At 69.7% G+C, this 19,411-nt stretch carries 14 protein-coding genes, 2 pseudogenes and 1 riboswitch; of the genes and pseudogenes, 8 read left to right on the top strand and 8 right to left on the bottom strand.

Annotated elements, in window-relative coordinates:
* The first annotated feature begins 384 nt into the window (after positions 1–384).
* From CXY82_RS13320 to CXY82_RS13340, 5 genes are all read left to right on the top strand, one after another.
* A complete protein-coding gene (locus CXY82_RS13320) occupies positions 385–1,632 on the top strand; it encodes a thiolase family protein (RefSeq protein WP_104171351.1) in 1,248 nt (415 codons plus the stop codon).
* A gap of 1 nt (position 1,633) precedes the next feature.
* On the top strand, positions 1,634–2,473 hold the full coding sequence (locus CXY82_RS13325; protein ID WP_104171352.1) for an SDR family NAD(P)-dependent oxidoreductase: 840 nt from the start codon (positions 1,634–1,636) through the stop codon (positions 2,471–2,473).
* A 113-nt stretch (positions 2,474–2,586) separates the two neighbouring features.
* Positions 2,587–3,636 carry an iron ABC transporter substrate-binding protein gene (locus tag CXY82_RS13330; protein ID WP_104099200.1) on the top strand — a complete coding sequence of 350 codons (1,050 nt, stop codon included), beginning with the start codon at positions 2,587–2,589 and terminating at the stop codon, positions 3,634–3,636.
* 157 nt (positions 3,637–3,793) lie between these two features.
* On the top strand, positions 3,794–5,290 hold the full coding sequence (locus CXY82_RS13335) for an ABC transporter permease (RefSeq protein WP_370295405.1): 1,497 nt from the start codon (positions 3,794–3,796) through the stop codon (positions 5,288–5,290).
* Positions 5,287–6,411 carry an ABC transporter ATP-binding protein gene (locus CXY82_RS13340; protein WP_104171353.1) on the top strand — a complete coding sequence of 375 codons (1,125 nt, stop codon included), beginning with the start codon at positions 5,287–5,289 and terminating at the stop codon, positions 6,409–6,411. Before CXY82_RS13335 ends, CXY82_RS13340 begins: the two co-directional genes overlap by 4 nt.
* Before the next feature lie 289 nt (positions 6,412–6,700).
* On the opposite strand, the gene CXY82_RS13345 is transcribed toward CXY82_RS13340, so the two are convergent.
* Complete coding sequence (locus CXY82_RS13345) at positions 6,701–8,143, bottom strand: helix-turn-helix domain-containing protein (RefSeq protein ID WP_104171354.1); 1,443 nt, start codon at positions 8,141–8,143, stop codon at positions 6,701–6,703.
* A 154-nt stretch (positions 8,144–8,297) separates the two neighbouring features.
* Between CXY82_RS13345 and CXY82_RS13350 the strand changes: the two genes are divergently transcribed.
* Positions 8,298–10,151: a phosphoenolpyruvate carboxykinase (GTP) gene (locus CXY82_RS13350; protein ID WP_104171355.1), complete on the top strand. Its 1,854-nt coding sequence runs from the start codon at positions 8,298–8,300 to the stop codon at positions 10,149–10,151.
* Between the two features lie 221 nt (positions 10,152–10,372).
* Positions 10,373–10,882, top strand: a complete 510-nt coding sequence (locus CXY82_RS13355) for a glycosyl hydrolase-related protein (protein WP_104171356.1) — start codon at positions 10,373–10,375, stop codon at positions 10,880–10,882.
* Positions 10,883–10,953: 71 nt separating this feature from the next.
* Here CXY82_RS13355 and CXY82_RS13360 read toward each other — a convergent pair whose 3' ends face one another.
* Positions 10,954–13,212 (bottom strand): ABC transporter ATP-binding protein, encoded by a 2,259-nt coding sequence (locus CXY82_RS13360; protein WP_104171430.1) that lies wholly within the window; start codon positions 13,210–13,212, stop codon positions 10,954–10,956.
* 145 nt (positions 13,213–13,357) lie between these two features.
* Here CXY82_RS13360 and CXY82_RS13365 point away from each other — a divergent pair.
* Positions 13,358–13,534, top strand: a pseudogene (locus CXY82_RS13365) (ATP-binding cassette domain-containing protein); the annotation flags it as partial.
* A 121-nt stretch (positions 13,535–13,655) separates the two neighbouring features.
* On the opposite strand, the pseudogene CXY82_RS13370 reads toward CXY82_RS13365, so the two are convergent.
* The 6 genes and pseudogenes from CXY82_RS13370 to CXY82_RS13395 all read right to left on the bottom strand — a co-directional run bounded on the left by CXY82_RS13370 (position 13,656) and on the right by CXY82_RS13395 (position 19,372).
* Positions 13,656–14,808: pseudogene (locus tag CXY82_RS13370) on the bottom strand (MFS transporter).
* Between the two features lie 84 nt (positions 14,809–14,892).
* On the bottom strand, positions 14,893–15,363 hold the full coding sequence (gene ribH, locus CXY82_RS13375; protein WP_104100365.1) for a 6,7-dimethyl-8-ribityllumazine synthase: 471 nt from the start codon (positions 15,361–15,363) through the stop codon (positions 14,893–14,895).
* Positions 15,360–16,622, bottom strand: coding sequence for a 3,4-dihydroxy-2-butanone-4-phosphate synthase (gene ribB, locus CXY82_RS13380; RefSeq protein WP_104100364.1), 1,263 nt, complete (start codon positions 16,620–16,622; stop codon positions 15,360–15,362). The genes ribH and ribB overlap by 4 nt, the downstream gene beginning before the upstream one ends.
* Positions 16,619–17,251, bottom strand: a complete 633-nt coding sequence (locus tag CXY82_RS13385; RefSeq protein WP_104171357.1) for a riboflavin synthase — start codon at positions 17,249–17,251, stop codon at positions 16,619–16,621. The genes ribB and CXY82_RS13385 overlap by 4 nt, the downstream gene beginning before the upstream one ends.
* 7 nt (positions 17,252–17,258) lie before the next feature.
* Complete coding sequence (ribD, locus tag CXY82_RS13390) at positions 17,259–18,275, bottom strand: bifunctional diaminohydroxyphosphoribosylaminopyrimidine deaminase/5-amino-6-(5-phosphoribosylamino)uracil reductase RibD (RefSeq protein WP_104171358.1); 1,017 nt, start codon at positions 18,273–18,275, stop codon at positions 17,259–17,261.
* A 98-nt stretch (positions 18,276–18,373) separates the two neighbouring features.
* A riboswitch (FMN riboswitch) is annotated at positions 18,374–18,505 on the bottom strand.
* Positions 18,506–18,586: 81 nt separating this feature from the next.
* Positions 18,587–19,372 carry an IclR family transcriptional regulator gene (locus CXY82_RS13395; protein ID WP_104171359.1) on the bottom strand — a complete coding sequence of 262 codons (786 nt, stop codon included), beginning with the start codon at positions 19,370–19,372 and terminating at the stop codon, positions 18,587–18,589.
* Positions 19,373–19,411 lie beyond the last annotated feature (39 nt).

A 19,411-nucleotide genomic window follows, 5' to 3' on the forward strand; every position in this document is an offset into this window, starting at 1 on the left:
ACCGCCGCACGCCACACACGCACGCCACACCCGAACCTGCACGGCTCACCGCCGCACGCCACACACGCACGCCACACCCGCACGTCCCTGTCCTGCCGCGTTTGTGGCCAACTCAGGAGATACGTCGGCCGCGTTCTGTTAGCCCCCGGACCAGTGCGGCGGAATCCGCCGGACGACGGCTTCCCCAGCGGATCTCCTGAGTTAGCCCCACGCGCGGCCCGTGCCCCACGCGCGGCCCGTACCCCACGCGCAGCCCGCAGCCCACGCGCGGCCCGTACTCCACGCGCAGCCCGTACTCCACGCGCAGCGCGCAGCCCGCAGCCCGCAGCCCACACGCGCTCCCCGCTCCGCGCCGCGGTGGCACCGGAAGCCTAGGCTGAGGTCATGAGCAACGAGGCTGTCATTGTCGATGTCGTGCGCACCGCGTCGGGTCGAGGCAAACCGGGCGGCGCCCTCTCGGGAGTGCACCCCGCGGACCTGCTGGCCGGGGTGCTGAGCGAACTGGTCACCCGCAACGGGCTCGATCCCGCGCTCGTTGACGACGTGATCGGCGGCTGCGTCAGCCAGGTCGGCGAGCAGGGCTACAACGTGACCCGCACCGCCCTGCTCAGCGCGGGTTTTCCCGACTCGGTGCCCGGCGCGACCATCGACCGGCAGTGCGGATCCAGCCAGCAGGCGGCCACGTTCGCCGCGCAGGGCGTGATGGCCGGCAGCTACGACATCGTCATCGCCTGCGGCGTCGAATCGATGAGCCGCGTGCCGCTGGGCTCGTCGCTCGGCACGGCCCAGAGCCCGCAGAACCAGCAAGGCGGGCAGAGCCACCAGAACCAGCAGAGCGGACAGATCCCGAATCCGCACGGCACGCTGATGCGCGACCGCTACCCCGACGGGCTCGTCAACCAGGGCGTCTCGGCCGAGCTGATGAACCAGAAGTGGAAACTGGGCCGCGGCGAACTGGATGCCTTCGCCGCCCGCTCGCACCGACTCGCCGCGGCCGCCGCCGAACGCGGCGATTTCGACGGCGAACTGCAGCCGACGACTCTGCGGGACGGCCGGGTCGTGGCCGCCGACGAGACCATCCGCCCCGGCACCACCCTCGATTCCCTGGCCGCCCTGCCTCCGGCGTTCCGCACCGACGCCCTCGCCGCCCGCTTCCCGAAACTCGACTGGCACATCACCGCCGGCAACTCGTCGCCGCTCACCGACGGCGCCTCCGCGGCTCTGATCATGAGCGCCAAACGCGCCGCCCAGCTCGGCCTCAACCCGCGCGCCCGGTTCCACAGCTTCGCGGTGACCGGAAGCGACCCGCTCTTGATGCTCACGGGCGTGATCCCGGCGACCCGGCGCATCCTGGAGCGCTCCGGTCTCAGCATCGACGACCTCGACGCCTACGAGGTCAACGAGGCGTTTGCCACCGTGCCGCTGGTCTGGCTGCGCGAACTCGGCGCCGACCCGGCCCTGCTCAATCCGCGCGGCGGGGCCATCGCTCTCGGCCACGCGCTCGGCTCCTCGGGCACCCGGCTCCTCGGCACCCTGCTCAACCACCTCGAACTGACCGGCGGCCGCTGGGGCCTGCAGACCATGTGCGAGGGCGGCGGCATGGCCAACGCCACCATCATCGAACGGCTCTGAGATGCGCGTCGACGGATGCTCCGCCCTCGTCACCGGAGCCGCCTCCGGCCTCGGGCTGGCCACCGCTACCGCCCTGGCCCACGCTGGGGCAGCGGTCGTGCTGCTCGACCTGCCCGGCACCAGTGGGGAGCAGGCGGCGGTCGTGATCGGCGGCCGGGCGTGTTTCGTGCCGGGTGACGTCACCCGCACCGAGGACGTGCAGGCCGCCGTCGACGCCGCCGCCGCGATCGCCCCGCTGCGCATCGTGGTCAACTGTGCCGGCATCGCCCCCGGCCAGCGCACCGTCGACCGCACCGGGGCCCCGCTGCCGCTGGACGACTTCGACCGGGTCATTCGCATCAACCTCGTCGGCACGTATAACGTGATCCGGCTGGCCGCGGTCGCCATGCAGGCTACCGACCCGGTCGGTGGCACGGACGGAGCCCCCGGGACGAACGGCACGGACGGCACCCCCGGCACGATCGACCAGACGGCCGGCACCGTCCCGGAGCGCGGTGTGATCGTGAACACGGCATCCGTCGCAGCCTTCGACGGGCAGATCGGTCAGGCGGCCTATGCCGCCTCGAAGGGCGGCGTCGCCGCGATGACCCTGCCGCTCGCCCGCGAATTCGCCCGATCGTTGATCCGGGTGGTGGCGATCGCGCCCGGCATCTTCGACACCCCGCTGCTTCAGGGGCTCCCCGAGAACGTGCGCGAGTCCCTCGCGGCGCAGGTTCCACACCCTTCCCGGCTCGGCAACCCGGCCGCGTTCGCCGCGCTCGTGCGGCACATCGTCGAGAACCCGATGCTCAACGGCGACACCATCCGGCTCGACGGCGCCATCCGGATGCCGCCCCGCTGACCGGGGCCGAGCCTGTGTATTCCCCTGCGGCCCCGACGACGCCAATTTCTTTAGGGTAGGCTTACCTAAAAGCACTGTGGGTCATGCCCGCACGACAGTAGGGACGCAACACGATGATCTTGACACGCCGCTGGGCACTGCTTACCGCTATCGGAACGGTGGCCCTGCTCGGGGTGACCGGGTGCAGCGCACCCGAGGAATCCAGTCCTGGTGCTACCGACGCTTCCACCCCGTCGGGTTCGATCACGGTCTACAACGCCCAGCACGAGGAACTGACCCAGGCCTGGGCCGACGAATTCACCGCGGAGACCGGCGTCACCGTCACGCTCCGCAACGGCGACGACTCGGAACTCGGCAACCAGCTCGTGCAGGAAGGCGCCGCGTCGAAGGCCGACGTGTTCCTCACCGAGAACTCGCCCGCGATCAGCCTCGTCGACAAGGCCGGCCTGTTCGCCCCGGTCGACGACGCCACGCTGGCCCAAGTTCCCAAGCAGTTCCAGCCGTCCACCGGCACCTGGACCGGCATTGCCGCCCGCTCGACCGTGTTCGCCTACAACCCGAGCATGATTAGCGCGGGCGAACTGCCGGCCTCGCTGCTCGACCTCGCCGACCCGGCCTGGGCCGGCCGCTGGGCCGCGTCGCCCTCCGGCGCCGACTTCCAAGCCATCGTCAGTGCGCTCCTCGAGCTCAAGGGCGAAGCCGCAACGAGCGACTGGCTCGCGGCCATGAAGGAGAACGCGGTCGTCTATAAAGGCAACAGCACCGTGATGAAGGCCGTCAACGCGGGTGAGATCCCCGGCGGCGTGATCTACCACTACTACTGGTTCGCAGACCAGGCCGGTACGGGCGAGAACAGCTCCAGCACCCAGATGCACTACTTCAAGAACCAGGATCCCGGTGCGTTCGTCAGCGTCTCCGGCGGCGGAGTGCTGGAGACCAGCGCGAACCCCGTGGCCGCTCAGGCGTTCCTCGCTTTCATCACCGGCAAGGCCGGCCAGGAAATCCTGAAGACCGGCACCTCGTTCGAGTACCCCGTTTCCGACGCGGTCGACGCGAACCCCGCGATGGTGCCGCTTCGCGAACTCGACGCCCCCGTCATCGACCCGTCCAAACTCAACAGCACCAAGGTCACCGATCTGATGACCGAGGCCGGTTTCCTCTAGGCTGAAACTGGTGATACCTGCAGCCCCCTCGACCGCGAAACCGGCGCCCGACCCGTCGGACACCGGTCGCGGAGCCGTCGCCGAAACCGGCGCAACGGGGCTTGCGGGGCGCACGGATGCCGCCGGCCGGGTCGGCAAACGACCCTCACCATTCATCGTGGCGGCCGCCGTCACCGTGTCCGTGCTCGGGCTGCTGCCGCTGGGCTACGTCATCGTCACCGGTATCCTGACCGGTTGGCCGACCCTCTCGGCGCTCGTGTTCCGGCCGCGGGTCGGCGAACTGCTCCTGAACACGATCGGGTTGGTCGTGATCACCGTGCCGTTGACCGCGGCGATCGGGGTGGCCGCCGCCTGGCTGGTCGGCCGCACCTCCCTGCGCGGCCACCGGGTGTTCGCCGTGCTCCTGGCGACGCCGCTCGCGGTGCCGGCCTTCGTCAACAGCTACGGCTGGGTGAGCGCCGTACCCTCCTTGAACGGGCTCTGGTCCGGGGTTCTGATCGCCACCCTGTCGTACTTCCCGTTGGTCTACCTGCCCTGCGTCGCCGCGCTCCGTCGGCTGGACCCCACGGTCGAAGAGGCAGCAGAGTCGCTCGGCAGCGGTGCCTGGGGCGTCTTCTTCCGCGTCATCCTGCCCCAGTTGCGGCTGCCGATCCTCGGCGGCGCCCTGCTGGTAGGGCTGCACCTGCTCTCCGAATACGGCGCGTTCGCGATGATCCGCTTTGACACCTTCACCACCGCCATCGTGGAGCAGTACCGGTCCACGTTCAACGGCCCCGCGGCCAACGCCCTCGCCGGCGTTCTCGTGCTGCTGTGCCTGTTCCTGTTGATCGGGGAGTCCGGTGCCCGCGGACGCTCCCGGTACGCCCGCATTGGCTCGGGTGTGGCCCGGGTCACGCCGCGGCGCTCCCTCCGCGCCTTCACGCCGGTCGGCTACCTGTTCCTCGGTGGGCTGTTCGCACTCGCGATCGGAGTCCCGTTCTGGAGCGTCATCCGCTGGCTCTACCAGGGCGGCGCAATCGTGTGGACCGATGCCGTGCTGGTCCAGGCCCTGCTGCAGACCGTGGGCTACGGCCTCGTCGGCGCCGCGGTCACCTGTGTACTCGCGTTCCCGATCGCGTTCCTCGCGGTGCGCTACCCGAGCCGGCTGTCCCGCGGCCTCGAATCGGTCAACTACCTCACCAGTTCCCTCCCTGGGATCGTCACGGCCCTCGCGTTGGTGACCATCAGCATCCGTTTCGTGCAGCCGCTCTACCAGACCACCGTGCTGGTGATCGTGACGTACTTGCTGATGTTCCTGCCGCGCGCGCTGGTGAACCTCCGGGCCGGGCTCGCACAGGTTCCGGTCGGACTGGAGGAGGCGGCCCGGTCGCTCGGCAAGCATCCGTTCGCCGCGTTCCTGAGTGTCACCACCCGCTTCTTCGCGCCCTCGGCCCTGGCCGCGGGGGCGCTCGTGTTCCTTGGCATCGTCACCGAGCTGACCGCTACGCTGCTGCTGGCCCCGAGCGGCACCCGCACCCTCGCGATCCAGTTCTGGTCGAAGGTGAACGACATCAACTACGTCGGCGCCGCGCCCTACGCCCTGATGATGATCGTGCTGAGCCTGCCGGTCACCTACCTGCTGTTCGCCCGCTCCCGGCTGACGAGCGTTTCATGACCGCCGCCGTCGAACTGTCCGGGGTCAACAAGAGCTTCGGCAGCACCCGTATCCTCGAGGACATCGCCCTCTCGGTGCCGGAGGGTAGCCGCACGGTCGTGGTCGGCTCGTCCGGGTCGGGCAAGACCACCCTGCTGCGCCTGATCAGCGGCTTCGAGCTGCCCGACTCGGGCACCATCAGCGTGCTCGGTCGCACCGTGGCCGCCCCGGGCGCGGCCGTGGCCGCGCATCGGCGCGGGATCGGCTTCGTCGCGCAGGACGGCGCCCTGTTCCCGCACCTCACCGTGGGGCAGAACATCGCGTTCGGCCTCGGCCCGGCGCTCCGCGGCGGCACCCGCAAGCAACGCGCCCGCGCCGTGAGCGAGCTGCTCGAGATGGTGTCGCTGAGGCCCGACTTCGCCGCCCGCCGCCCCGACGAACTGTCCGGCGGCCAGCAGCAGCGCGTGGCCCTGGCGCGGGCCCTCGCCCGCCAGCCGCGGGTGATGCTCCTCGACGAACCGTTCTCCTCCCTCGATGCCGGACTGCGGGCGGCAACCCGCGACATCGTCGCCGAAACGCTGGAGCGCGCCGGCATCACCACGGTGCTCGTCACCCACGACCAGGCGGAGGCGATGAGCTTCGCCCACCAGCTCGCGGTGCTCCGCGACGGCAACCTCTGCCAGGTCGGGCCGCCGCGCGAGGTCTACTGGCGCCCCGTCGACCTGTTCACGGCCCGGTTCCTCGGCGACGCGGTCGTGCTACCGGCCACCATCTCGGACGGTTTCGCCGCCTGCGCGCTGGGCACAGTCGCGGTCGCCCCCACCAGCCTGCGCGGCGACGCCTGCATCATGCTGCGCCCGGAGCAGATCATGGTCGAGCACTGCGAGTCCGGAGGGGCGGATGCCGCCGCCTCCTGTACCGGCCAGGTCGAAGCGGTCGATTTCTACGGGCCCGAGGTGCAGCTGGCGGTGCGCCTGTTCTGCGTGGGCGCCCCGGCGTCCGGCTTCCCCCAGAGCCCAGGGACGCAGAGCCCCGGGACGCTGGTGCACGTAAGGCAGCACGGCACGATGGGCACCGTCGTGGGCAGCCGGGTCAGCCTCACCGCCCGTGGCACCGCCACCGCGTTCGCCGCCCGCCCCTGACCCTCGCCCTGCCGCCCGTCGGGCCGCTCCGTCGTGCCCTGTCCGCGCCGAGCCGCCCGTCGTCTCCTGTCCGCGCCGAGCGTACGCTGTTCATCACAGATGGAGCGCCGTGTCCGGTATCGAACCAATTCGACGGAGATTCTCGCAAAAAGAAGCAGTTTCGGAGCGTTCGGGACCGTTTCTGGCAAAATCTCCGTCGAATTCGTTCGACGGAGACGGAGACGGAGACGAAGTCGTCTTCGTCGACGGATGACCCGACGACGTAAGTGGCTCAGTGCCAGGATCCCCACTACTCCGCGGCGTGCGCCTCGAGGAACTCGTAGACCTCGGTGTCGTCGACGCCGGGGAAGGTGCCGCTGGGCAGCGGCGACAGCACGTGCGCGTGCAGCCGGGCGCTCGGCCAGGCCTTGCCGGCCCAGCGCGAGGAGACCTCGGAGGCCGGGCGGCGACAGCAGGACTCGTCCGGGCAGCGGGACACCGCCCGCTGCGTGGTCTCCCGGCCGCGGAACCACTTGGCCTGCACGAAGGGCACGCCGACGCTGATCGAGAACTCGCCGGCATCCGTCGCCCCGGTCTGGGTGGCGCACCAGAAGGTGCCGGCCGGCGTGTCGGTGTACTGGTAGAACTCGGTGGTGCGGTTGGTGTGGGTGAAGGCGCTGCGGGCGCTCCACTGCTTGCAGACGAACTGGCCCTCGATCGAGCCGGTCACGTCGGCCGGCAGGGGAAGGTCGTCGTTCTCGTAGCCCTTCTGCAGGGCGCCGTCGCCGGTGACGCGCAGGAAGTGCAGCGGCATGTCCAGGTGCGAGGTGGCCAGGTTCGTCAGTCGTAGCGCCGCGGCCTCGTGGGTCACCCCGAAGGCGTCGCGGAAGTCCTCGACCGAGAGCTCGCGTTCGCGCTTGGCGTGGGAGAGGAACGCGACGGATGCCGCCTGCGGCATCAGGCAGGCGGCCGCGAAGTAGTTGATCTGCAGCCTCTGCCAGAGGAACTCGGCGTAGCTGCCCGGCCGCTCGTGGCCGAGCAGCCGGTGCCCCATGGCCTGCAGCGCCATCGAGCGCAAGCCGTGACCGCCGGGGATCGACGCCGGCGGCAGGTAGATGCGGTGATTGACCAGGTCGGTGACCGACCGGGTCGAGCCGGGCAGGTCATTGACGTAGATGAGGTTGAAGCCGAGCTGCTCGGCCATCACGCTGACCTCCCGGTGGGTGAGGGCGCCCGACACATGCCCGGATGCCCGCACTCGGTCTTCGGCGAGCTGCTCGATGTCGGGCATGAAATTATCTTGTTCGCGCATCTGTTCGCGCAGTTCCGTGTTCGCGCGGCGGGCCTCTTCCGGCGTGGCGATGGCTTCGCTGGCGCGGCGAGCGAGTTCGCGGTGCAGACCGAGAAGGGACTCGAGCGCCGCCATCGGCATGCCCTTGGTCATCTTCACCCGCGGCAGGCCGAGGGCGCCGTAGAGCGGATTGCGCTGCGCGCGCTCCAGCTCGATCTCGAGTGCGGCCCGCGTGTTCGGCGCTTCGTTTTTGAGCAGGTCGGTGAGCTCCACGTCGACGGCGGTGGCAATGTCCTGCAACGTCGACAGCTTGGGGGAGCGGCGGCCGTTCTCGATCAGGGAGAGCTGGCTCCCGGCCATGCCGACCTGCTCGCCGAGCTGGTCGAGCGTGAAGCCGCGCTCGGCCCGGAAATGACGGATACGGAGTCCCAGGGTGATCAGATCAGCGGCACGTGTCGACATTCCTTAACGATAACGAAAGATTCGCTGTTCTTAACCTGAGCACTTCCGGCACCGGTGGCATCGGTGGATCATTGTGGAGAGGGAGGGCGTATTTGCGTCCCCCCACGACTGCAGACCACTGGTTCACGCCGGATTGACCACGAAAGGCCAGGAGATGACAATCGCGAATTCCCGACTTGAGACCGGCGGGGGCGAGTCCCGCTATGTCGCCGGCACCACCGACCCCAACCTTCAGGCCTGGGTGGACGAAATTGCCCGGCTGACCCAGCCCGACGCCGTCGTCTGGTGTGACGGATCGTTGCGCGAAGCCGACGTGCTCGCGAAACAGCTCGTCGCCGAGGGCAAGCTCATCCACCTGAACCCGGAGTGGCGCCCCAACAGCTACCTGGCCCGCACGAGCCCGTCGGACGTGGCGCGCGTCGAGGACCGCACCTTCATCTGCTCGGTCGACCCGGGCGATGCCGGCCCCACCAACAACTGGGCCGACCCGGACGCGATGCGGGGCGAGCTGCGGGGAGTCTTCGCCGGCAGCATGCGCGGGCGCACAATGTACATCGTGCCGTTTTCGATGGGACCGCTCGGCGGCCCCATCTCCCAGCTCGGCGTGGAGATCACCGACTCGCCCTACGTGGTGCTGAACATGGGCATCATGACGCGCACGGGCCAGAAGGTGCTGCACATGATCGAGGCCGGAGCCCCCTGGGTGCACACCGTGCACAGCGTGGGCTACCCGCTGGTCGACGCCGAGGGGCGCCGCCGTGGGGACGTCTCCTGGCCGTGTAACGACACCAAATACATTGTGCAGTTCCCGGAGACCCGCGAGGTGTGGTCGTTCGGCTCGGGCTACGGCGGCAACGCGCTGCTCTCGAAGAAGTCGTTCGCGCTGCGGATCGCATCCGTCATGGCCCGCGACGAGGGCTGGCTGGCCGAACACATGCTCCTGATCAAGGTAACCTCCCCGGAGGGCGGCGTGTCGCACCTGGCCGCGGCGTTCCCGTCGGCCTGCGGCAAGACGAACCTGTCGATGCTGCGCCCGACCATCCCCGGGTGGAAGGTCGAGACCATTGGCGACGACATCGCCTGGCTGCGCCCCGGGCCCGACGGCCGGCTGTACGCGATCAACCCGGAGGCCGGCTTCTTCGGTGTGGCCCCCGGAACCGGCGAGGTCACCAACCCGACCGCCGTGGCCACCGTCTGGGGCAACACGATCTTCACGAACGTCGCACTGCGCGACGACGGCGACGTGTGGTGGGAGGGTCTGACCGAGACCACTCCCAGCCACCTGATCGACTGGGAGGGCAAGGATTGGACGCCCGCCTCCGGCCGCCCGGCCGCCCACCCCAACTCCCGCTTCACGGTCGCTGCGGCGCAGTGCCCGTCGATCGCCGACGACTGGGAGGCTTTCGGCGGCGTGCCGATCGACGCCATCCTCTTCGGCGGACGCCGCGCGACGAACGTGCCGCTGGTGGCCCAGGCCCGCAGCTGGAAGCACGGCGTGTTCATGGGCGCGACCATCTCCTCGGAGAAGACCGCGGCCGCCGAGGGCACCGTCGGCGAGTTGCGCCGCGACCCGTTCGCGATGCTCCCCTTTTGCGGCTACAACATGGCGGACTACTGGGCGCACTGGCTCAAGGTCGGCCGTGGTCTCGGCGGCAAGGCGCCGGAGATCTTCCAGGTGAACTGGTTCCGCAAGGGCGCGGACGGAAGCTTCCTCTGGCCCGGTTTCGGCGAGAACTCCCGCGTGATCGAGTGGATCGTGCGCCGCGTCGAAGGCTTCGCGGATGCCGTGGACACCCCGATCGGACACCTCCCGGTCCAGGGTGGCCTCGACCTGAAGGGTCTGGACTTGGCCGACTCTGATGTCGAGCAGCTCTTTGCGATCGACCCGGCCTCCTGGCTGGCCGAGTGCGACCTCACTGAGGAGTACTTCGCCAAGTTCGGCGACCGGGTGCCGCCGGCGCTGCTCTCCGAGCTCGCGAGCGTGCGCTACAACCTCCGAAACGCGTAGCGGAGCTCGGCGCCGCTCGTGCACTGCGGCATCCGTTGCCTGACGAATTCGACGGAGATTGTGCTCCCGTGGGGCTGTTTCGGGTGTGTAATCCGCTTCAGATCCGAAAATCTCCGTCGAATTGGTTCACGAGCGCCTGCAGTGGGGGACGTGCGGGGCCGGGGGCAGTCGTACGATGCTGCCAGTGGGGCGGCGGTGCCCGGCGGGAAGTCGCAGGTGCGATGCATGACGACGGCGCACTCGTGGAGAAACGCATCGACCGGTTCGTGCGGGAGCGGTTGCGCCCGGCGGTGCACCGGGCATCCGTGCCGTTGCGGGTCGGCGCCGGTATCCCCGAGGCGGTCGCGGAGGGGTACCGGCTGAACCTGCCGCTTTGTTCGGTGACCGGGGTGAGAGCGGCCCGCGTGGATCCGTTGATCGAGGTCGACCACCCGGCCGTCGTGGTCGAGGCGGTCAAGCTGGCCGAGGACCGCAGCGGGGATCTGATCGTGCGGCTCTCCGAGACGCACGGGTCGCGGGTGCGGGCGCGGGTCATCCGTCACTTCGCCGCGACGGATGTCACCGAAACCGACCTGCTGGAACGCCCCCTGGCCGCGCCGCGGGCTCCGTTCGCCGCCGATGGCTCCGCGCTGACGCTCGAGCTACCCGCGCTGTTACCCGCCCTGCTACCCGCTGTCCGCGCGCTGACAGGGTCACATGCGCCTAACGAATTCGACGGAGATTTTGGCTAGATCGGGTGTTCCAGGCCCAAAACTGGCGGTTTAGACTAAAATCTCCGTCGAATTGGTTCGGGCAGCCCAGGCTAAACGAGCAGCTGGTGCTTGGCGAGCTCGCGGTAGAGCGGCGTCGAGGCGACCAGCTCGGAGTGCGTGCCGGTGCCGATGACCTGGCCGTGGTCGAGCACCACGATCTGGTCGGAGTCGACCACGGTCGACAAGCGGTGCGCGATCACGATCAGGGTACGGTCCACGGCGACCGCGTCGATCGCGGCCCGCATCTTCTGCTCGTTGACGCCGTCGAGACTCGAGGTGGACTCGTCCAGCAGCAGGATGGGCGGCGCGGCCAGCAGGGCGCGCGCGATCGCCAGCCGCTGGCGTTCGCCGCCGGAGAGCATCACGCCGGACTCGCCGACCGCCGCGCCCAGCCCGGCCGGGTCGCGCTCGAGCACCTCGGAGAGGTTCACGGCGTGCAGCACGGCGATGCACTCCTCGTCGGTGGCGTCGGGCGTGGACAGGGTCAGGTTGTCCCTCAGCGAACCGGCCAGAACGGGGGCGTCCTGTTCGACGTAGCCGATCTGCGAGCGCAGCGCGGTGCGGTCGAGGGTGCGGATGTCCAGTCCCCCCATGCGCACAACGCCCCCGGTCGGGTCGTAGAAGCGCTCGATCAGGGCCAGGATGGTGCTCTTGCCGGCACCGGACGGGCCGACCAAGGCGGTGCGCTTGCCGCGCGGGGCGTCGAAGGAGACGCCGCGGAGCACCGGGCGGGGCTTGCCGGCGGCGTCGGCGCCGTTGCGCTCGGTCGCCCGTTCGGTCGCCTGCTCGGCAGCACGGTCGGCCGCGGCCGCGGCCGCGGCCGCGGCGGCGGCGGCGCGGTCAGCGGCCGCGAGATCTGCCTCGACGAGGTCGGGTTCGGCCAGCACGGCCTCCATCACGGCCGGAACCACGATGGCGGTCTCGAGCACGAACGGAGCCGCGACGGCGGTCTCGATCATCGCGTTCTCGGCGGCGACGAGCTCGGCGTCGGAAGCCGTGTGAGCGGAACGCCCGGCACCGGAAAGAGCGGCGGCATCCGCCGACGCGGCCGCAGCAGAGCCGATAGCCCCCGCACCGGCTGCGGCGCCGGCAACACGGCCGACACCGGCAGCACCGGCAGCACCGGCAGCACCGGCCTGCGACCCGGCCTGCGACCCGGCCTCCGACCCGGCCTCCGACCCGGCCTCCGCACCCGCGGCATCCGTCGCTGCCGAGGCGACCAGGTAGCCGAACTGCACGTTCTCGAACGAGATCGCCGGGGCATCCGGCCGCACCGACTCGTTGGCGGCGCCGACCGTGATGGCCAGAGGGGCGATGTCGCGGTCGAACTGGTCCTCGGTGGGCAGGTCGATGATCTCCTGGATGCGGCCGAGGGCGCCGAGCGCGGCGTTCACGGAGGTGATCGCGCCGAACGCCTGGCCGAGCGGCACGATCATCAGAAACAGGAACAGGATGAACGCGATCAGGTCCGCGATCGTGATGGTGCCGCTGGCCACGCGGAAGCCCCCCACGCCCAGCACGACCAGGAACGACACCTGCATGGCGATGCCGGCGATCGGCACGACGAGGGCCGAGATCCTCGCGACCTGGATGCCCATCCGCCAGGCGCCCTTGGCGTCCTCCTCGACGGCGGCGATCTCCCGGTCGGTGGCGTTCGAGGCGCGCACGGTGCGCACCGCGCTGATGGCGCGCTCGACACTGGCGGCGAGGTCGCCGACCTTGGCCTGCGCGGCGAGGCTGGCGGCACGGATGCGCTGCGACAGCAGTGTGACGGTGACCACCGACACGGCGATCACCAGTACCGTCAGGCCGAGCAGCACCGGATCGATCACGAGCATGGCGATGAGCGCGCCGACGAACGTGAGCGAGCCGCCGATCGCTTCGACCAAACCCTGGGTGAGCACGGCCCGCAGCAGCGTGGTGTCCGACCCCACCCGGGAGACCAGGTCGCCGGTGCGGCGGGTGTCGAATTCGCTGATCGGAAGGCGGAGCATCCGCCCGATCAGTTTGCGGCGACTGGAGAGCACGACGCCCTCACCGGTGCGCTGCAGCAGATAGTGCTGGTAGCCGCTGATCAGGGCGGAGACGACGACGAGTGCGACCAGCGCCCACACCAGGCTGCCGAGCGCGTCACCCTCCTGCACGATCGTGATGACCTGGCTGACCAGGAGCGGCTGGGCGAGGCTGGCGAGGGCGCCGAGGATGCTGAGTACGACGACGAAGCCGAGCACCTTCTTGTGCTCGAGCAGATACGGGACCAACTGGCTGAACGTCGCGCGGGGTCCGCCGGCATCGTCGCGGCGCCCCATCCGGCCGAGGCGACCGCGACCGGCCGTGCGGCCGGCCGTACTGGTGGGCGGGCGGGCGGCGGAACGGGGGTTGCTGGGGGTACTCACTGAATGAGCTTAACCTCATCCCGCTTGGGATGGGCCCGGCGGTCTCCAGTAGGGAACCGTGCCGGAGCCCGTCGTCGTGGCCCGGAATCTCGTCACGAGGCACCAGGATTTCGCCGCCGTGGACGGCATCTCCTTCGAGGTGGCGCCCGGCGAATCCTTCGGACCGCTCGGCCCGAACGGGGCCGGCAAGACCACCACCATGCGCAGGCTGGGCGCCGTCTCGACCCGCACCGGCGAGACCTATGATCCTGCCCGACCTGGCCTTCACGACCCGGCGCCTGCGCATCCTGTTCCTCGACTGACCCGGGTCTCGACAGGCTCGACCACCGGTGGTCGAGAGCCGGCCGAGAGCCAGGTCAGTGCTCGATGTCGATGTCGCGGGTCTCGCGGCTCAGCAGCAGGGCGACCAGGGTGATCACGGCCATCACCGAGAGGTAGACGCCGACCCAGAACGGGCTGCCCTCGCCGAGGGTCCACAGCCAGAGCGCGATGAACGGAGCCACCGCCGCCCCGAGGATCGAGCTCATCTTGTACGCGAAAGCGGAGCCGGTGTAGCGCACGCTGGTCGGGAACAGCTCGGGCAGCAGCGCGCCCATCGGCCCGAAGGTCATGCCCATCAGCGAGAAGCCGAGGATCAGGAAGAACATCACGCCGACGAACCCGGCGCCGAGCAGCGGCACGAAGAGCAGGCCGAATCCGATGATCGCCAGGGTCACGAAGATCAGGGTCTTGCGGCGCCCGTGCCTGTCGGCCCAGGGGCTGGAGGCCAACGTGAACACGCCGAAGAACAGCACGTAAGTGGCCAGCATGATGAAGGTGCCGAGGATCAGCTGGCGCCAGTGCGACCGGAACACGGCCGCGAGCGGCAGCTTCTCCACCCGCTTGGTGGCGACGACCTGTGTGAAGGCGTCGGATTCGACCAGGCGCCAGGCGGACCCAGAGGCCGACGACGACCATCACCGCGGAGAAGAGGAACGGGATGCGCCACGCCCACTCGAGGAACGCGTCCGAGGGGCGGGTCGGGTCGTCAGCGGGTCGGGTCGTCACCGGGCAGGGCCAGTGTGATGGCCAGGAACAGGCCGTTGGCGATGATGAAGCCGAGCGGGGCGCCGACCTGCGGGAACGTGCCGTACCAGGCGCGCTTGCCGACCGGGGCGTTCTCGGTCGCGACCAGCGCGGCGCCGGACCACTCCCCGCCGAGTGCGAAGCCCTGGGCGAGGCGCAGGACCACGAGCAGGGCCGGCGCGAGCCAGCCCATCATGGCGTAGGTGGGCAGCAACCCGATCAGGAAGGTCGCGATGCCCATGGTCAGCAGTGCCCCGACGAGAGTGGCCTTGCGGCCCCTCTTGTCGCCGAAGTGGCCGAAGACCAGCGCGCCGATGGGGCGGGCCACCATGGCCGCGCCGAAGACGGCGAACGACGCCAGCTGCACCGTGGTCTCGTTTCCGGTCGAGAGAACAGGTGCGGGAAGACGAGAAGGGCGGCCGTTTGTGACAGCCGCCCTTGCACCCTACGTCCGGAGTCTTGGCTCCGCTAATCCTCGGCTCACGCTCCGGTTACGATACGGATGCCGCCGCGCACCATGGTCGTGTCTTACTCGCGCAGCTTCTGCAGCAGCTGAGCGGTCGCGATGGCCGCCGCGGCCGCCTCCTCGCCCTTGTCCTCCTTCGAGCCGGGCAGGCCCGCCCGGTCCAGGCCCTGCTGCTCGTCGTCGAGGGTGAGCACGCCGAAACCCACCGGCTTGCCGGTGTCCAGCGCCACCCGGGTGAGGCCATCCGTTGCCGCCGACGACACGTACTCGAAGTGCGGGGTGCCGCCACGAATGATCACGCCGAGCGCGACAACCGCGTCGGCGCCGTTGTCGAGGGCCACCTTGCACGCAACCGGCAGCTCGAAGCTGCCGGGAACCCGCACGAGCGAGTAGCGGGCACCGGATGCCTCGAGCACCCGGGTCGCACCGGCGATCAGCCCGTCGGTGATCACGTCATGCCAGCGTCCGGCGACGATCACGATGTCCAGCCCGGTTCCGTCGATCTCGATCTCCGGGGAGCCTGCTCCGCTCATAGTGCGATTCCTTTCAGCATGTCTGCTTCTGTGATGTGGTGGCCCATCCGGTCGCGCTTGACGGCCAGGTAGTCCTGATTGTGCGTGCCGACGCCGACGACGAGCGGCACTCGCTCGGTCACGGTGATGCCGTGCGCCTCGAGCTGGCGCACCTTCTCCGGGTTGTTGGTCAGCAGCCGCACGGCGGACAGGCCCAGGTCGTGCAGGATGGCCGTGGCGGCGCCGTAGTCTCGGGAGTCGGCGGGAAGGCCCAGCGCCACGTTGGCGTCGAAGGTGTCCAGGCCGTCCTCCTGCAGCTTGTAGGCGCGCAGCTTGTTGATCAGCCCGATGCCGCGGCCCTCCTGGCCGCGCAGGTAGACGACGACGCCGCCGAGCTCCTGAATGGTCTCCAGGGCGGCATCCAGTTGAGGCCCGCACTCGCATTTGAGCGAGCCGAACGCCTCACCGGTGAGACACTCGGAGTGCACTCGCACGATCGCGCCGTCGGCGGGGGTGCCGGAGACGATGGCCACGTGGTCGGCGCCGGTCATCCGGTCCCGGTAGGCGCGCACCTGGAAGTAGCCGTGCCGGGTGGGCACCGTGGTCTCCACCTCGAAGTCCACCCGCGGCGATTCGAGGATCGGGCTGACTGTGGGCAGCTCGGTGTCGGTGTGGAACTCCTGCAGGTAGGCGATCAGGTCCTTGATGGTGATCACCAGCACGCCCTCGCGCTCGCCGAGGGCGAGGAGCCCGGGCAGGCGCATCATCTCGCCGTCTTCGGCGACGATCTCGCAAATTCCGGCGACCGGTACGAGGCCGGCCAGTTTCATCAGGTCGACGGCCGCCTCCGTGTGGCCGTCCCGCTCGCGCACACCGCCATCCCTCGCGCGCAGCGGCATGATGTGGCCGGGCCGGTGCAGGCTGGACGGCGTCGAGGCCGGATCGGCCAGCACGCGCAGGGTGTGCGCGCGGTCGGCCGCGCTGATCCCGGTGCTGAGCCGGTCGGCCGCGTCGACCGACACCGTGTAGTTCGTGCCGCGGGGGTCCTCATTGTTCGGCACCATCACCGGCAGATCGAGCTTGTCGGCTAGGTCGTTGGTCATCGGCGCGCAGATGAAGCCGGAGGAGTACCGCACGGTCCAGGCGATCCACTCCTGCGTGGCCATCTGGGCGGAGATGATCACATCGCCCTCATTCTCACGGCCCTCGTCGTCGGCGACGATGACCGGTTTCCCGAGCCGGAGGGCATCCAGCGCGGTAGGAATGTCGGCGAGGCTCATGAGTGGCTCCTTTTCGATCCGGCGTCCGCCAGGGCGAGCATGCGCTCCACGTGGCGGGCCAGGATGTCGGTTTCGATGTTGACGTGATCGCCGATCGTGCGCTGTCCCAGCGTCGTAACGGTGAGGGTTTCGGGGATGAGAGAGACTTCGAACCACTGGTCCGGTTCGCTCGCCGGGCTGATGTTGCTGACGGTCAGCGAGACGCCGTCCACGGCGATGGAGCCCTTGCCCACCACGAGCGGGGCGAGTTCGGCGGAGAGGCTGAACCGCAGCACCCGCCAGGCCTCACCGGGGGTGACGGCCAGCAGGGTGCTGGTGCCGTCGATGTGGCCCTGCACGATGTGGCCGCCCAGGCGGTCGCCGACGAGGGCGGCGCGCTCGAGGTTGACCGGGCTGCCGGCGCGGGCGGCATCGAGGGTGGACATGAGGAGGGTCTGGGCCATCACGTCGGCGGTGAAGGTGTCGCCGGTCTGCTCCACCACGGTGAGGCAGACGCCGTTGACCGCGATCGAGTCGCCGTGGCCGGCGTCGGCTACGACTCTCGGGCCGCGGATGGTGAGGCGGGCGGCATCCGTGGATCGCTCCACCTTCTCGACCTGGCCGAGTTCCTCGATGATTCCGGTGAACATGATTGTCCTATCTCGGCCGGGCGACGACGAGGAGGTCGTCGCCGAGTCGGTCGTAATGGTCGATGGCCAGGCGGCGCTGGTCGGTGATGCCGGCCACCCCGATGTCGCCCAGGGCGAGCCGGGCGCCGCCGAGCAGCGTGGGCGCTAGGTACACGAGGTACTCGTCGACCAGCCCGGCCGCGACGAACGCACTGGCGAGAGTGGGCCCACCCTCGATGAAGGCGTGACGGATGCCGCGCCGGTGCAGGTCGTGCAGCACGGCCAGCAGATCGTCGGTGGCGAAGAAGAGGGGCGGATGCGGGTGGGCGCGGAGGGCGGCGTCGTTGGGGATGCCGCGGGTGCCGATCACGACCGGCACCGGCTGCGTGGGCAGAAGCTTTCCAGCGGCGTCGCGGGCGGTCAGGGCAGGGTCGTCGGCGAGCGCGGTGCCGGTACCGACGAGGATGGCGCCGGCTGCCGCGCGCCGCCGGTGCACGTCCTGCCGGGCCTCCGGTCCGGTGATCCAGCGGCTGGTCCCGTCGTCGGCCGCCGCGCGCCCGTCGAGGCTCGACGCCCACTTGAGCGTCACGAACGGGCGCCCGAGACGGGCGGCGACGAGCCAGTCGGCGAGGAATCGTTCGACCTCGTCGACGAGCAGCCCGCCGGTGACGTCGATTCCGGCGCCGTGGAGCCGGTCGGCCCCGCCGGAGGAGCCGACGCCGGGGTCGGCGACGGCGTAGACGACCCGGCGGACGCCGGCGTCGATCAGGGCGAGCGAGCAGGGGCCGGTGCGGCCGGTGTGGTTGCAGGGTTCGAGGGTGACGACGGCGGTGGCACCGCGGGCGGCGCCGGCGGCGAGTCGGCTCAGGGCGACAACCTCGGCGTGGGGGGTTCCGGCGCCGAGATGCCAGCCTTCGGCCAGGACCTGCCCGGAATCGTCGAGGAGAACACAGCCGACGCGGGGGTTCGGGCCTGTGGCCGGCCCATTCGCGGCCAGCGCGAGCGCACGCCTCATGATGGCCTCGAGCGCCGCTTGGTCCGTCATTCCCGTCCTGTCCGTTGGTGCAACGAACTCCGGGTTTGCGGTGCGGCGAACACCATGTGGGTTGCGAAACCCGCCGACCGACCGGAATGGTCCATCGACTCGTGCGCCTCTCATCCGGACTTTAACCGTCGGTGCTGGAATTTCACCAGTTCAACCGTTCCGCTTTGGGAGCGGCACGGGTCGCGGACTTTCACCGCCGGTTCGGACTTACACCGACCCCGGAGCACGTTTCATATAACTACTACTAGTTATATCCCAACGCGTCGGCCACAGAAAAATTCCCGTTCGAGAGTGCGGCCTGCGATGGGCGCTCACGACTGCGGATGCGCGGCGACGGCCGGTTGGGGGGCCCGCGGCGGCCAGGTGCTGGCGCCGAGTTCCCGGGAGATGTTCCGGGCCGTCTCACGCAATCCGTTCAGCACGCTGGAGTCGGGAGGCCACTCGCTCGACGGTACGACAACGGCGACCGCGGCTATGACATTGCCGCGGGTGTCGACCACGGGCGCCGCGATCGACGACTCGCCCAGCACGGCCTCGTCCTCTTCGGTGGCGATGCCGTTGCTCACGATCGACACGAATTGGATGGCCAGCTGAGCCGGGTCGGTGATCGTGGCGCCGGTGAGACTGCGCAGGGGCATCCCCAGCAGTCCGGAGGCGTATTCCGGACTGTATGCGAGGAGAACCTTGCCCATTGCCGAGGCGTGGGCCGGGATGGACAGGCCCGTTTCGGGCATCTGCTGGCTGCCGTCAGGCCGCTGGTTGTGGTGAATGATGATGACCTCGTCGAACAATTGCACCCCCAGACGTGTGGACAGTCCGGTTCTGCGCGCGAGTTCGAGGGTCCAGCGCATGGCCCGCGCGCGCACGTCGAGCGTGTCGAGGTAGACATTCGAGAGTTTGAGCAGGGCCGGACCGAGCATGTACCGGGTGCCGCCAGGCTCCTGCGCGACAAGACCGTGGCCCTGCAGCGATTTGACGATGCCGTGCACGGTCGAGACCGGCAGCCAGAGTTCGGTGGCGAGTTCGGTGATGCCGAGGTGGCGTGCGCCCTGCAACGTCGACAGCACTTTCGCCGCACGATCGATGGCTTGAATCACAGCTGCACCTCCGGTTGATTCCTTAAGTATGCCGCGTCA

The sequence above is a fragment of the Cryobacterium sp. M23 genome, from assembly GCF_002929655.1.
Classification (GTDB): Bacteria; Actinomycetota; Actinomycetes; order Actinomycetales; family Microbacteriaceae; genus Cryobacterium; species Cryobacterium sandaracinum.

Bases quoted from the DNA above. Each gene is read 5' to 3' on its own strand.
- CXY82_RS13340 (WP_104171353.1), top strand. From the start codon at position 5,287: ATGACCGCCGCCGTCGAACTGTCCGGGGTCAACAAGAGCTTCGGCAGC.
- CXY82_RS13345 (WP_104171354.1), bottom strand. From the start codon at position 8,143: ATGTCGACACGTGCCGCTGATCTGATCACCCTGGGACTCCGTATCCGT.
- ribB (WP_104100364.1), bottom strand. From the start codon at position 16,622: ATGAGCCTCGCCGACATTCCTACCGCGCTGGATGCCCTCCGGCTCGGG.
- CXY82_RS13355 (WP_104171356.1), top strand. From the start codon at position 10,373: ATGCATGACGACGGCGCACTCGTGGAGAAACGCATCGACCGGTTCGTG.
- ribD (WP_104171358.1), bottom strand. From the start codon at position 18,275: ATGACGGACCAAGCGGCGCTCGAGGCCATCATGAGGCGTGCGCTCGCG.
- ribH (WP_104100365.1), bottom strand. From the start codon at position 15,363: ATGAGCGGAGCAGGCTCCCCGGAGATCGAGATCGACGGAACCGGGCTG.
- CXY82_RS13320 (WP_104171351.1), top strand. From the start codon at position 385: ATGAGCAACGAGGCTGTCATTGTCGATGTCGTGCGCACCGCGTCGGGT.
- CXY82_RS13360 (WP_104171430.1), bottom strand. From the start codon at position 13,212: ATGGGGCGCCGCGACGATGCCGGCGGACCCCGCGCGACGTTCAGCCAG.
- CXY82_RS13330 (WP_104099200.1), top strand. From the start codon at position 2,587: ATGATCTTGACACGCCGCTGGGCACTGCTTACCGCTATCGGAACGGTG.
- CXY82_RS13325 (WP_104171352.1), top strand. From the start codon at position 1,634: ATGCGCGTCGACGGATGCTCCGCCCTCGTCACCGGAGCCGCCTCCGGC.
- CXY82_RS13350 (WP_104171355.1), top strand. From the start codon at position 8,298: ATGACAATCGCGAATTCCCGACTTGAGACCGGCGGGGGCGAGTCCCGC.
- CXY82_RS13385 (WP_104171357.1), bottom strand. From the start codon at position 17,251: ATGTTCACCGGAATCATCGAGGAACTCGGCCAGGTCGAGAAGGTGGAG.